The sequence below is a fragment of the Jannaschia aquimarina genome (assembly GCF_000877395.1).
Taxonomy (GTDB): domain Bacteria; phylum Pseudomonadota; class Alphaproteobacteria; order Rhodobacterales; family Rhodobacteraceae; genus Jannaschia; species Jannaschia aquimarina.
On record NZ_JYFE01000062.1, the window covers coordinates 1 to 12,542 of the forward strand.

Sequence of the window (12,542 nt, forward strand, 5' to 3'; positions counted from 1 at the left end):
TCGATGAGACAGAGATAGAAAATCAATCATTCCGCAGGGAGTGCGAAAGATTTGGCTATACCGATCTGTCTCATGGATGATTTGGCGATCCGCTCGACGGCCGTGACGTGCCGCCCACGCGCGTCTATCGCGTAAAGCGCAAGTGTGGGGCAGGCTCAGACCGACGGGGGCGCGATCTCGTTCGCCTCGAGCCCACGCAGTGAGTTATCGAGGGGGTGAGCAGATAGCGATGGCATGCGGCCTTTGTGAATGGCCACCCTTCTCGGGTTTCTCACAGACAGTACGCCGAGGCAGTCGATCACCGTCCGGCGAGTTCCTATCGCTGGACTTCGGCGCGCTGTGCGTGTGTTCCGGGTTACGCCTTTCGCGGACAGGACGGACGTGCCGGAGATCGCTCCTTGCCTTGCTGCCCCGCGAGCCAGCGGGCGGGAAACTTACTTGCCACGCACCAACCGCTAAACGCGCCGCGCAATCACATCGCCGGAATTCGCGTCGTCCGGCAGTGCAGCGATCATCCTCATCATGTCCGGTGCGTCCAGCCACGCCGGACTGCGCAGGCGATGTTCTTCGCCGAGACTCAGATTGAATCTGTAGCGCGCTAGCCCGTCGAGACGGTTGAGGCACCGGACCGCGACTTCGCGCTGGATCGTCGTCATCTCGAATGACAGCGCGGGCAGAGCACAGCTTAGGCCGGCGAGGGCAGCGTCCTCTCGTCCTTCCACGTCGATCTTGACGAAAGCAGGCGTCCCGTGCGCAGCAATCAACGTATCGAGCGTCACGACCTCGACCTCGACGCGCCCGTCCCAGACCTGGTCCCGCCAGCCCGGTGCATTTGCTGCAGCCGCGACGAAAGCGGATGAATTCGTCGCGACGGTCGGATTCCGCGCGTTCAGGTAGAGCGTTTCCCGCCCCGGCACCTCGCCCACAGCCGCCTCGCACAGAGCAAAGTCCGCGCGCCGCCCGTAGAGAAGGCGAAGGGCGCGTGCCATCCGTGGCTGCGGTTCGACGGCGACAACCCTCGCGCCGATCCTCAGAAAACTGCCCGTGCGATCGCCTAAATGAGCGCCGATGTCGAATACCAGGTCGCCGGGCCGTACGAGCCGGGCGTTCAGAGCATCCATGCGGGCCGTCCGGGCGTGATCGCGATAGTAGACGTCGAAGGAGCGCCGCAGCGACGCGGCGGCAAGTGACAGGCCCCCCTTGTGGCTTTCGTGCGGGTGTGCGGTCATACGGCAAGCTTTCGTTGCCGGTTCCGGTGCGCAAGCCCGAAATTGGGCGCTGGCTGCGACGGCGCTACGTGCCGCCAAATGAGCGTTTTCAGGGGATCATGCACCGACCTTCAGACATCGTCTGCGCGACGTGGAACGTCCACCGTGCGGTTGGGCGGGACGGCAGGTTCGATGGCGCGCGCATTGTCGCGGCCGCGGCGTCCGGCATCGCGCCGGAGCGACCGCGGATCCTCGCTCTCCAAGAGGCGGATTTGGACGACCCGCCCCACGCGGCCGCGCTCGACGTGCCACGGCTCGAGGAAGCAATGCGTCTTGTCAGCGTCCATCGGGGGCCCGAGATGCGCTGGAATTCGCATGGTGGCGGCTTTCTGGGCAACCTCCTCTTGCTCGATCCGCATATCGAGATCACGAGGCGGCGGATCGTCGATCTGCCGGGCGCAGTACCGCGCGCGGCGGTTCTGGTCGAAACGGTGACGGATGGCGTGCCTCTCCGCGTGGTGTCATGCCATCTTTCCCTGTTGCAGGCCCTGCGCGTTGTGCAGATTCGGACACTCGGACAGGTGATCGCCCGTGCGCCGAGGATGCAGACGATCCTGATGGGTGATCTGAACGAATGGCGCCCATGGCGCGGTCTCGCCTTCAGCCGGTGGGCGTCCGGGCTAGACCTCTCGGGGCCGCCCCGGCGGACCTTTCCGCCATCTTTTCCGATCTTGCCTCTGGATCGCATCCTTACGGATCGGGGCGGACGGGTACGCACGGCAAAGGTCCTGCGTACTCCGGACCTTGCACAGGCGTCGGATCACTTGCCCCTGCTGGGGAAAGTGACGCGGAGTGCACAAGCGTGAGCCTCCGGATGGACCTTTCGTCGATGAATGCCTTGGCCCCGGCCCGGCAGCTCGCTGTGGCGGGCGGGGGTTTCGCGCTTTTGCTGGGTCCGGCCCTGCTGCTTGCGGCACCCCAAGGGCTGGCCACCGGTCTTGCGGTCTACCTTGTCGGATTGACCCTCGCTGTCCGGAGCATGGCCCGGACTTACCCGCACAACCATGTCGGCACGTGCAATCTGGTGACGACGGTTCGGCTGGCGCTCGTCGGGGGTCTGGTCGCGCTGGGGTTGGTACACGGTCCCGGCTGGCCGCTGGCAGCGCTAGCGGCCTTCGCACTCCTGTTGGACGGCGTGGATGGCTGGCTCGCGCGGCGACAGGGTCTGTCGTCCGAATTCGGTGCAGCCTACGATATGGAGGTCGATGCGGCATTGGCCGCCTGCCTCGCGCTGATCCTGTTGACGGCGGGACGCGCCGGGCCCGAACTGTTGGTGCTGGGTTTCGCGCGATACATCTTCGTCGTCGCGGCATGGGGCCTGACATGGCTCTCGGCACCGCTGGAGGACAGCCTGCGCCGGAAGACGATCTGCGTCATTCAGATCGGGACCTTGGTTCTTCTGTGCACACCGGTTCTCTCCGGTGCGCCAGCGAGAGCCCTGGCCCTATGCACCGCCGCCTTGGTACTGTGGTCTTTCGCTATTGATATACGAAGACTGGCAGCGGCGCGGTGACGGTGTTGCGTTTCGGTGCAGCAGCCGCGCTGCTTGCAGCGTGCTTGTGGCTCTTCGACGGCCGCACAATCGTGGATCGGCTCCTGACGATGGAGCTGGGTTGGATGCTTGCCGCCGTCGCGGCCCTGCTGATGCAGACGGTCCTGATGGCCTTGCGGTGGAGGCTTGTGGCGCGATGTCTCGGTACGGAGATGAGCGCCGCTTGGGCACTTCGCGAGTACGGGGCGGGTCAGTTCGTCAACGCGACGCTGCCCGGTGGCGTTCTCGGCGATGCCACCCGGGCGGTCCGTGCGCGGGATGGCAGAACGGGTCTGCGCGGCGCGGCGACAGCAGTCGCGATCGAACGCGGACTGGGCCAGATCGGACTGGCCGTCGTGGCAGGCTCTGGCCTCGCGGCGACGATCTTGCTGCCGGGTGGATTCACGCCCTCACTTGTTCTGACCGCTGCCATGGCTGCCGTGCTGGCCGTTATCGCGCTCCTGTTGATAGCAATTATGCAGAATGCACGCGGCGCGCGCCTGATCCGGAAGTGCCTTCCATCGCAGCGCGTGGCGAGGACGCAAGCCGTGCTGTCGATCGCAGCCGCACTCCTCAATGTAGCTGCCTTTGCCGCCTGCGCTCGTGCGACCGGCACCTTACTTCCAACCGGCGCCGCATTGGTGCTGATCCCTGCCATCCTGACCGCGATGCTGATCCCGCTGACAATCGGTGGATGGGGTTGGCGCGAGGGAGCGGCAGCGGCTCTCTTTCCCATCGTCGGAGCCACGCCGGCCGCGGGGGTCGCCGCGGGCATCGCCTTCGGGACCGCCATTCTGTTGGCCGTGCTACCTTTCGCCGCTCTCGCGCTTTGCTATCGACCGGCGGGCCGGGTCCGGCCTATCGTCGGAGAGGTCGAGCCGAAGGGAGCCGAATGACACGAAGGACCGCCCTGGACTGGCTGGCCGCCCTAGCCGCGATCCTGGCTCTACATGCGATACTCGTGATGCCTTCGCATCCGGTGGGCCTCTCGCTGGAACGGCTCGTCCGCCCGACTTGGGAGCTTCCGGTGATCTTGGTGCTCGTCGCGGTTTTCCCGGGACGCTGGTTTCGCGCGACTGTCGTCGGGTTGGCGCTGACACTTGTCGTGCTGCGCCTCGCCGACCTCGGATCCCACTTTGCCTTCGAACGCGCGTTCAATCCGCTTTTGGACCTGCACCTGTTGGTCTCCGGCTGGGCACTCCTGTCCGGCAGCGTCGGGCTGGGTGAGGCGCTGGCGGCGATCGCCGCCGTGATCGGAGCACTTGCGCTCGTGGGCTGGCTGCTGTGGAGCTGCCTCGCGCGACTAGTCCGATTTGCACCCGCCACCCGCACGGGACTGGCCGCACCGCCTTTGGCGGCGACGCTGGCGGCGCTCGTGATCCCCGGCTGGGCCGAACTGGCGGTAACGCCGGTGGTCGCCAAGCAGATCGGCCGGATGAGCGATGGGATCGCCGACCTCGCCGTCTTCACCGACGCGCTGCACGCCGCCCCCGAAGCCGCGCCGCGTTTCGCGGCGCTTGAAGGTCGCGACGTGATCCTCGCCTTCGTCGAATCCTACGGACGCAGCTATCTCGACGACCCGCGCTACACCGCCGTTTCCGTCCCACGTCTGACGGCGGTCGAAAGCGGCCTCGCTGCGGCCGGCTGGAGCGCGCGCAGCGGCTGGCTGTCCGCGCCCACGCGCGGCGGGCAAAGCTGGTTGAGCCATGCCACGCTGCTGTCGGGTCTCTGGGTGGATCGTCAAATCCGCTACGACCGCCTGATCGCATCCGCGCATCCATCCCTGAACAGACTTTTCGGCGCGGCCGGCTGGCGGACTGCAGCCGCCATGCCAGCGATCACGCTCGATTGGCCTGAGGCCGCCTGGTACGGCTACGACGTGACGCTGGATGCGAAGGGATTGGCCTATGCGGGCCAGCCCTTCGAATGGGTCACGATGCCGGACCAATACACGTGGACGGCGCTGCATCGTGATCTTCGGGGGGCGGGTCCGGCGATGATCGAGGTGGCGCTCATCACATCCCACGCGCCGTGGACACCTTTGCCTCACATCCTGCCCTGGGAGGCAATCGGCGACGGCTCCATCTTCGACGGCACCCGGCGCGAAGGGGCCAGCCCTCGCGAAGTCTGGTCGGACCGCGAGATGATCCGCACGCAATACGGTCTTTCGCTGGACTATGCTCTCGAAATTCTTGGGCAGTACGTCGAACAGTACGGCGACGGCGCCCTGTTCATCGTCGTGGGGGATCACCAGCCCGCGCCACTTCTGACGGGGCCGGGCGCCTCACCCGATGTGCCTGTCCACATCCTCTCGGACGACCCCCGCCTTCTTTCCCGGCTTCCGGCCGACATCTTCGGTCCCGGCCTCATCCCTGACCCGGACCGCCCGACCCTGCCGATGCAGGACATCCGGGCGATCCTGACCACGATTTACGAAGACCCGCTTCAGGAGAAACCTTCATGAGAGTCATTGCCTTCGCCACCCTCGGCGCCCTTGCCGCAACGACGCCTGTCATCGCGCAGGATCTCGTCACCCGTGACCGCGTGGGGCTTCCGGATGCGCCGAACGTGATGACGTTCCGTCTGACACCCTACGACCTCTACTCCGCCGATGCCGCGACCGCGGAGCATTTCGCGGGGCTCTTCGAGGAGTTCATCCGCGCCCGTCCCGACTGGCGGATCGAGACCCAGCTTCAGACCGGGGATATCGGCCCGGAACAGGCGCGCTTGCTGCAGCAGACGCAGGCGGGGCGCGGGCCGGATTGTGCCATGGTCGATTCCAGCCAGCTCGCCCTTTTCCGGCAGACGGGCGTCCTGCAGCCGATGAATATGGTGTTCTCCGAACAAGAGGTTGCCGACCTCTTTCCATACGTCCGCGAGGCGGTCACGAACGCAGAAGGCGACGTCCTCGCCTGGTGGTGGTTCACGGATTTGCGCGTGCTCTACCGCGACACCAGCGTCGTCCCCGATGCCCCCGCGACCTGGGAGGAAACGCAGGCCGCCGCCTTGCAAGCGGCCGAAGCCGGGCGCGAGGGCATCCTGTTCAATGCCGGCCGCTGGGAGGGAACGGCCTTCGACTGGTTGGCGAACTTCTGGTCACAGGGCGGGCGTCTGGTCGACGATACCGGCGCGCCGGTTTTCGGCGAAGGCGAGAACCGGCAGCGCTTCCTCGATGCGATCGCATACTATACCGGTCTCGTGGAAAGCGGCGCCGCCCCGGCACGTGTGACGTCGATCACCAATTATGACGCCTTCAACGCTGCCGCGGCTGCCGGGACTGCAGCGATGTTCGTCGGCGGCAACTGGCAATTCGGCCAGCTTCGGAACACTTTGCCACCGGATCAATTCGCCAACTGGGCCGTCTCCGAATTGCCCGGCCCGACCGCGGACCAACGCGCGACCGGCACCGGCGGTTGGGCGATCGCCGCGCTGAGCGAGGATCCCGAGAAACGCGCTCTCTGCGGAGAGATGGTCAAGGAGATCTATGCCGGCCCCGGCAACGCCTATCAGGGCCTCCTGCCCACGTCCGCCGCCCTCTACGACGAGTACGATGCCTATGAAGGGGCGGAGTTCGATCTCTTCGCCGAAGCGCTCGAAAACGGTGTCGCCCGCCCGGGCGCCGCGATCTACCCGGAGATATCGAACCAGATCCAGATCCTGCTGGGTGACGTGCTGTCCGGGGCTGCCGAACCGGAGGCGGCACTCGATGCCGCGTTCGCCGCCGCCCAAGCGGCCTACGCGCGCCAGTGACCCGACCCACGTGACGATCGCACCGTGACGACGGCGCGCGGACCCGCCCCCGCCGACGGGCGGCCTTGGCCGTGGCTTGTCCCCGCCGTCCTATTTCTGGCCGCGTTCTACGCGGTGCCCGTCGTCGATGTCGTGCGTCTTGCGTTCAGCGACGCGACCCTGATCCGGGCACCCGAACGTTGGTCCACCGACGCCCTGCGCGCCCTGATGCGGGATCCCGCGCTGCGCGAGGTCCTCGTCACCACGGTGGTCTTCACCGCCGTCAACGTCGTCGCATTGCAGGCAATGGGCCTTCTTATTACCCTGACACTGGTCCGTGGAGAGGCACGCGGGCTGCGCGGCATGACGGCCTTCCGGACGCTCGTCCTCGCGGCCTGGGTCGTGCCCGGTATCGCCAATGGCCTGATCTGGCAGATCCTCTTCGACGAGGCGCCCTACGGCACGCTGAATTCGCTCCTCGGCTTCGCCGGGCTCGGGCCGGTGGCATGGCTGTCGGATCCGGACATGGCCCTGGCCTCGGCGGTGATCGCGAACCTCTGGCAGGGCACGGCCTTTTCGATGATCGTGTTCTACGCCGCAAGAAGGGGGATCGACCCGACCCTGTACGAGGTCGCCGCCATCGACGGGGCATCGCCCTGGCGGACCTTCCGGTCGGTCACCTTGCCGCTTCTGCGCACGGCGATCGCCGTCAACACGGTTCTGGTCGCCGTCCAGACGCTGAACACGTTCGACGCGATCCTCGCCCTGACCGGGGGCGGGCCGGGACGGGCGACCGAAGTCCTGTCGCTCTTCACCTTTAACACCGTCTTCTACAACCTCGATCTCGCAGGCGGCAGCGTCCTGGCGCTGATCCTGTTCCTGCTCGCGATGGTGATGGCGACGCTCGTGTTCGGCTGGCTGGGGCGCGAGCGTTGAGCGGCCGGTTCGGCGATATCGCGACCTATGCGATACTCTCCCTGCTCGCGGTGTTCTTCGCGACGCCCTTCGTCTGGATGCTCAGCCTCGCCCTCAGGACGCCGTCCGAGATCTACCTTGGCGCAGCGCGCCTGATCCCCGATGCGCCGACGCTCGGTAATTTCGCACGCATCCTTTCGGACGCAGCATTCCTAACCTACCTCTGGAACGGGCTGAAATTGTCCGCCTTGGGTGGAGGCCTCGCCGTTGCGCTGGCCATTCCCGCCGCCTACGCCTTCAGCCGCCTCGACTTTCGCCGCAAGGAAGCGGCGCTCATCGCCATTTTGGCGGTGCAGATGATCTCTCCGCTTGTGATCCTCGTTCCGCTCTATCGCTGGATGGGATCGCTTGGCCTCCTGAACCTCGATGCCTCGGTCATCGCGCTTTACGGCGCGCTCGGCATGCCGCTGGCCGTCTGGCTCTTGAAAGTCGCGTTCGACGCGATCCCGCGCGAAATCGAAGAGGCGGCCATCGTCGACGGCGCATCGCGCTGGCAGGTCCTCATGCGCATCACATTGCCGCTGGCCCGCCCGGGCCTTGCTTCGGCCTTCGTGCTGGCAATGGTGACGAACTGGTCGCAATTCCTGGTTCCGTTCATCCTGCTGGAGCGGGACCGGGATTGGCCGATTTCGGTGGCGATCTTCAACTTCGCGGGGTCCGTCAGCGCCTCGACCACGCAGCTTCTCGCCGCGGCCTGTCTCGTGGCAGTGGTTCCGGCGGTCGCCGTGTTCGTGTTCCTGCAGCGGATGATCGTCTCGGCCCTGATTGCCGGGGCCCTGAAGGGGTGACCCCGATGGATGCCGGGCCACCCCCTTAGCCCGCAGCTTAATCGTTCGACACAATCTGCGCCGGCCGCGAAGGGCGTCACCCCTCGACCCGCATCGCCTCCGCCTCGATGATCAGCGTCACCTCGTCGCCCACCAACCCGTTCGCCACGCCGTAATCCATCCCCCAGTCGCTACGCATCAGGCTGCCCCGAACCGTTAGGCCGAGCGTGAAGCGCTGGTGGCCGAACGGATAGACCTCCGCCTTGTTGAGGGTCACGTCCAGCGTCAGCGGACCCGTCTGTCCGAGCAGGGTCAACTCACCCTCGACCGTGCCCGTCGTCTCGCCGGTCGGCGTGCCGCCATCGGCGACGAAGACCATCTGCGGATGCGACTCGACATCCAGGAAGTCGCTCGACAGCACGTGATTGTCCCGAGCGTCGTTGAGGGTCTCGAGACTAGCCGTCGACACCACAACCCGCACATCCGACAGGTCCTGGGTTTCCATGTCGTAGACGAAGCTGCCCGTCATTTCGGCGAACAACCCCAGCGTCTTGGCATAGCCGACATGATCCACGAGAAAGGCGATCGTGGTATGGGCTGGATCAAGTTCGTAACGGGCGGGCTCCGCCGCGGCCGACGCGGCGGCGCAGATGAACGGGACAAGGACAAGGCGCATCTGTGATCTCCGGTTTGGTACTGACCAACATAGCACAGTTGTGTACCACTTCGATCGCGCCCCGCTTGCTGGCGGACCTGGATTCGGGGTCAATCGTCCGTGTCGGCCTTTGCTTCCACGCGCACGACGTGGTCGGGGTACCTGATCGGGTCGGGTTCCGCGGAGCCGAGCCGCAAATAGCCGAGCACACGGCCGTCCCGATTTGGATCGACGATCATCATCGCGCCTTCATAGATGCGGAAGCGGGTCATCGCTTCGACATTCGGGAAATGCGTGATGACCAAAAGCGGCCCCTGACCGGTCCCGCCGTCCCATTCCAGCACGACGTCCCGCAAGGCCGCGCCGCCCGCCTCGCCTTCGGCAAGGGTCAGGCGCGCGTCCAGGTCGGAGATCATCCCGTCGAGTGCGTTCACGTCGTAGCCCACGCCGTGATGACAGAACGGGTGGTCCAGAGCCGGATGCAGGGGAGGCTTTTTCAACGCGACCTCGTGTTACTACTGTTAGCTACGGAGCAGTGTGACGGGGGACTGTTGCGGTAACTTCGAGTTACCATCTGACGGTTCGCGCTGGAGGTTGATCATTCCCGTCAGGTCGCCGTTCAAGCATCTGCGCCTCTCGAGGGACATCGTCCATTCCGCGGATCGTCGGTCCCTGCGCTATCCTCTGTCCTATCAGGATGTCTTGGATCTGCCGGCCGAGCGCGGCGTGACGATTGATCGGTCGACGGTCTATCGCCGGGTCCAGAAGCTCGGCTCAGAACTCACAAAGCGCACCGAGCGGCATCAGAGCCGGATCCGCACTTCGACAGCATCCGGCACATCGATCGGAAGGGGCGAAACAAACTGATTGGGAGCGATCACGCCGCTATGAAGCGTCCGCTCGGATATCGTCAGAGCTTCCGGGCGTTGCGAACCGCCAAAGCGACCCTGAGTGGTATCTAAGCGATCCGCACCATCAGGCGCGGCCATGTCCATCACAGACAATCAGGTGTTCTCGGCGAGATCGCGTCCATCACCGGCCTGTTCGATGCAGCCGAAAAAAAACGTTTACGTGGCAGGCGCGAATTAGCCTGCCCCGCTAATGCAACAGTCCCAGCCACCAATGGCCGGGCCGGTAAACTCGCCGCTGGAATTGCGCAAGTTCAGCGGATGCAGGGCATGCAAGCCGGGCAGAGCAGATGAGGCGTTCGACGAACATCCATTGGCCAGCCGTATCGTTTTGGCTGTTATTCCCGGTTTGAAATCGCTTCTGGGTTGATCGACCTGTCCCTTTGCGTAGGTTCGGCCCGGGGCGACCGCGTCTTCACTTCAACGAAGGCGCCGCGACGGGAAGGAACCGGTTTGGGATTTCTACGATCTGCGGTGCGCGCCGCCGCATTCGGAGCTGTCTGCCTGTTCTGGTCGACGGCGAGTGCCGGCGGTCAGGAGACAACCGACCTCGCGCCCCTCGACACGTTCCGCGACTGCGATGTCTGCCCCGAGATGGTGGTCCTGCCCTTGGGCGAGTTCACCATGGGTGCGCCCCCCGATCAGACAAGAAGCCGCACGACCGTTCGGGACGGCAAGTTGGGATTTCTAGATCCAGGTGAGGTACCCGATCACAAACATGAGGGACCTCCGACGCAGGTGAAGATCGACCTCCGTATAGCAATTGGGCGGACAGAGATTACCCATGATGAATACATGGTCTGTGTCCAGGACGGCGGCTGCGAATATACACCGCCCACTCGGATTATGTGGACTACGCGGAGATACCAACCTGAAGACGCAGAACAATGGCAGAGGGTCGATGGGAGCCACCCAGCAGTTCGAATTTCATACCACGACGCTCAGGACTACATCCGCTGGCAGAATCTGCGGAGAGATGCGTTTCGTGCGGGATTACCATTCACGCCTTATTCGCGGAATGATGAAAGGGCGTGTCACGCACAGCCCGTTTCGGGACGGACACGACTGGAAGACGTCAGGTCGGCCCCGGGGGTGCTGAGATGGGGTACGGGATACAGACACAGATGGTCTTCGTACCTGACGTCGCGAGACCAGACTAGTATGACATGTTCAAGCATGCGCCCTTCGCCGACAGGTTCGAAGAGCGAGGCGACCTTTCCGTCGATCCGCGCACCGGCACTCGCGGCGTGCGGTCGGGCGTCAGCCCTTTTTCCGGAGCGCCTGTCTATCTGATCACCTTTCCTAGCTTCGAAATGCTGACCGCATTCCTCGAAATGGCGGTGCCGATCGAAGGCCCAGTCATCATGGGCGGCACGCGGGACGTCCTGTTCGAAACGTCCCCGGCCTCGATCACGGTCGCGCAAGTCATTGATGCGTCTGAAATCGCGTCTATACGGGCAGAAACACCGCTGTTCTTCGGCCTGATCGAAGGTAAGCTGGACGATCCGGCCAGATTGGCGCTGGCGGTTCCGGCGATGCAGGCCAGCCGGGCCGAGGATGATTTCAGCGGTGGAACAGAAGACCCGCACGCAGCAGCGACGGAGATCGTCGTCCCGCCGGACGCCTTGGTCAGGATGCGCGGGTTGGACGGCACATTGCCGGCCCGCAACCGTGAGATTCTGATATCAGCATCGGACCGCACTCCGCAGGAGCTTGTCGAAGATATCCTGGCGGTGTTCGGGGTGCCTGCGGCCGAGATGCAGACGTTCGGCGACGGCGCCTTCGCGGTGGAGGCGGAAACCGAGGGCCTCACGATCACGATCAATGACGCGCCCGACGTTCTTTTCCCGGCGGACCTCCTGGCATCGACGTCCCGCGCCTCCCTCACGATCTCTACGGAAGATACTGTCGAGATGACATACCCGGACGGAATAAGTGCCTGGGCCGAACGCTTCGGTGCGGTTCTTGTGGTCGAGATCGAATTCGACGCACTTGACGGGCAGGTCACGGGGTTTCGATGGGATGCGGAGGGCGGACTTCAAACAGTTCAGTTCAAGGTTACGGAAGAAACCTTCGACGAGTGACGCCGGGCACCGCAGCCTTTACGATCGAACAGTCGCGTAGTCCGGAACGGCGCGGTATCCGATCAGACCACCACGAAGCTCTGGGCTTCGGCATGCGGAGACGTTGCCGGACATACCGGTGACGGACGCAGCGAACAGCTCGGTGCATGGGACGCAGCTTTGTTGCCGTCGATGGCAACGGGTCTTTGAACCCTGATCGATCCTGCGAAGCCGACGTTCGCGCAGCCGCCGCGAAATGACACTTCGTCCTACTGACCTGCTCCCCTCTGAGTCCGCGTTTATTAGTTAGCTCTGTTCAGGGTTTGGTCCTTTGCTGACCGTCGGTGATACTCCCACGGTGTGAGCCCGTCGAGGCTCGTGTGGGGGCGGTGGTGATTGTAGTCGTCGCGCCATGCCGCAATCAAATGGCGGGCATGGCGCAGGGTCGGGGACAGGTGCTCGTTGAGGCACTCGTCCCGCAGACGTCCATTGAAGCTCTCCACGAAGCCGTTCTGCATCGGCTTGCCCGGCGCGATGTAATGCCATTCGACCTGGCGGTCTTCCTGCCATTTGAGGATGGCGTTCGACGTCTGAGATGCTCCCCGATCCTTGGACAGGATCTGGCGGGATTTAAGCTACTCTCCGG

At 64.6% G+C, this 12,542-nt stretch carries 11 protein-coding genes and 3 pseudogenes; 10 read left to right on the plus strand and 4 right to left on the minus strand.

Annotation, left to right across the window (positions count from 1 at the left end; genetic code table 11):
* Positions 1-455 precede the first annotated feature (455 nt).
* A complete protein-coding gene (locus jaqu_RS17290) occupies positions 456-1,229 on the minus strand; it encodes an FkbM family methyltransferase (protein ID WP_043920267.1) in 774 nt (257 codons plus the stop codon).
* Positions 1,230-1,327: 98 nt separating this feature from the next.
* Here jaqu_RS17290 and jaqu_RS17295 point away from each other — a divergent pair, with 98 nt between their 5' ends.
* Genes jaqu_RS17295 through jaqu_RS17325 form a run of 7 tightly spaced genes read left to right on the plus strand, consistent with a single transcriptional unit; the run spans position 1,328 to position 8,291 of the window.
* Positions 1,328-2,074, plus strand: coding sequence for an endonuclease/exonuclease/phosphatase family protein (locus jaqu_RS17295; RefSeq protein WP_043920268.1), 747 nt, complete (start codon positions 1,328-1,330; stop codon positions 2,072-2,074).
* Positions 2,071-2,781 (plus strand): CDP-alcohol phosphatidyltransferase family protein, encoded by a 711-nt coding sequence (locus tag jaqu_RS17300; protein WP_236687889.1) that lies wholly within the window; start codon positions 2,071-2,073, stop codon positions 2,779-2,781. Before jaqu_RS17295 ends, jaqu_RS17300 begins: the two co-directional genes overlap by 4 nt.
* Entirely contained in the window at positions 2,778-3,695 is a 918-nt protein-coding gene (locus tag jaqu_RS17305; RefSeq protein ID WP_043920270.1) for a lysylphosphatidylglycerol synthase transmembrane domain-containing protein, read from the plus strand. The genes jaqu_RS17300 and jaqu_RS17305 overlap by 4 nt, the downstream gene beginning before the upstream one ends.
* On the plus strand, positions 3,692-5,263 hold the full coding sequence (locus jaqu_RS17310; protein ID WP_043920271.1) for an alkaline phosphatase family protein: 1,572 nt from the start codon (positions 3,692-3,694) through the stop codon (positions 5,261-5,263). Before jaqu_RS17305 ends, jaqu_RS17310 begins: the two co-directional genes overlap by 4 nt.
* Positions 5,260-6,549 carry a type 2 periplasmic-binding domain-containing protein gene (locus jaqu_RS17315; RefSeq protein ID WP_043920272.1) on the plus strand — a complete coding sequence of 430 codons (1,290 nt, stop codon included), beginning with the start codon at positions 5,260-5,262 and terminating at the stop codon, positions 6,547-6,549. Before jaqu_RS17310 ends, jaqu_RS17315 begins: the two co-directional genes overlap by 4 nt.
* A 24-nt stretch (positions 6,550-6,573) precedes the next feature.
* Entirely contained in the window at positions 6,574-7,464 is an 891-nt protein-coding gene (locus tag jaqu_RS17320; RefSeq protein ID WP_043920273.1) for a carbohydrate ABC transporter permease, read from the plus strand.
* Positions 7,461-8,291: a carbohydrate ABC transporter permease gene (locus jaqu_RS17325; RefSeq protein ID WP_043920274.1), complete on the plus strand. Its 831-nt coding sequence runs from the start codon at positions 7,461-7,463 to the stop codon at positions 8,289-8,291. The genes jaqu_RS17320 and jaqu_RS17325 overlap by 4 nt, the downstream gene beginning before the upstream one ends.
* A 76-nt stretch (positions 8,292-8,367) precedes the next feature.
* On the opposite strand, the gene jaqu_RS17330 is transcribed toward jaqu_RS17325, so the two are convergent.
* Together jaqu_RS17330 and jaqu_RS17335 are read right to left on the minus strand one after the other, a co-directional pair.
* Positions 8,368-8,946 carry a YceI family protein gene (locus tag jaqu_RS17330; protein ID WP_043920275.1) on the minus strand — a complete coding sequence of 193 codons (579 nt, stop codon included), beginning with the start codon at positions 8,944-8,946 and terminating at the stop codon, positions 8,368-8,370.
* 89 nt (positions 8,947-9,035) lie between these two features.
* Complete coding sequence (locus jaqu_RS17335) at positions 9,036-9,425, minus strand: hypothetical protein (RefSeq protein WP_043920276.1); 390 nt, start codon at positions 9,423-9,425, stop codon at positions 9,036-9,038.
* Between the two features lie 100 nt (positions 9,426-9,525).
* Between jaqu_RS17335 and jaqu_RS22450 the strand changes: the two are divergent.
* The 3 genes and pseudogenes from jaqu_RS22450 to jaqu_RS17345 all read left to right on the plus strand — a co-directional run.
* Positions 9,526-9,971: pseudogene (locus tag jaqu_RS22450) on the plus strand (DDE-type integrase/transposase/recombinase); the annotation flags it as partial.
* Between the two features lie 456 nt (positions 9,972-10,427).
* Positions 10,428-10,790 (plus strand): annotated as a pseudogene (locus jaqu_RS22420) (SUMF1/EgtB/PvdO family nonheme iron enzyme); the annotation flags it as partial.
* Between the two features lie 209 nt (positions 10,791-10,999).
* Positions 11,000-11,917, plus strand: a complete 918-nt coding sequence (locus tag jaqu_RS17345; RefSeq protein WP_043920277.1) for a hypothetical protein — start codon at positions 11,000-11,002, stop codon at positions 11,915-11,917.
* Between the two features lie 281 nt (positions 11,918-12,198).
* Here the strand turns inward: jaqu_RS17345 and jaqu_RS21195 are convergent.
* A pseudogene (locus jaqu_RS21195) lies at positions 12,199-12,516 on the minus strand (integrase core domain-containing protein); the annotation flags it as partial.
* Between the last annotated feature and the right edge of the window lie 26 nt (positions 12,517-12,542).

What these genes read in the sequence shown, in the direction of transcription:
- jaqu_RS17345 (WP_043920277.1), top strand. Translation starts at nt 11,000, where the DNA reads ATGTTCAAGCATGCGCCCTTCGCCGACAGGTTCGAAGAGCGAGGCGAC.
- jaqu_RS17310 (WP_043920271.1), top strand. Translation starts at nt 3,692, where the DNA reads ATGACACGAAGGACCGCCCTGGACTGGCTGGCCGCCCTAGCCGCGATC.
- jaqu_RS17290 (WP_043920267.1), bottom strand. Translation starts at nt 1,229, where the DNA reads ATGACCGCACACCCGCACGAAAGCCACAAGGGGGGCCTGTCACTTGCC.
- jaqu_RS17295 (WP_043920268.1), top strand. Translation starts at nt 1,328, where the DNA reads ATGCACCGACCTTCAGACATCGTCTGCGCGACGTGGAACGTCCACCGT.
- jaqu_RS17330 (WP_043920275.1), bottom strand. Translation starts at nt 8,946, where the DNA reads ATGCGCCTTGTCCTTGTCCCGTTCATCTGCGCCGCCGCGTCGGCCGCG.
- jaqu_RS17315 (WP_043920272.1), top strand. Translation starts at nt 5,260, where the DNA reads ATGAGAGTCATTGCCTTCGCCACCCTCGGCGCCCTTGCCGCAACGACG.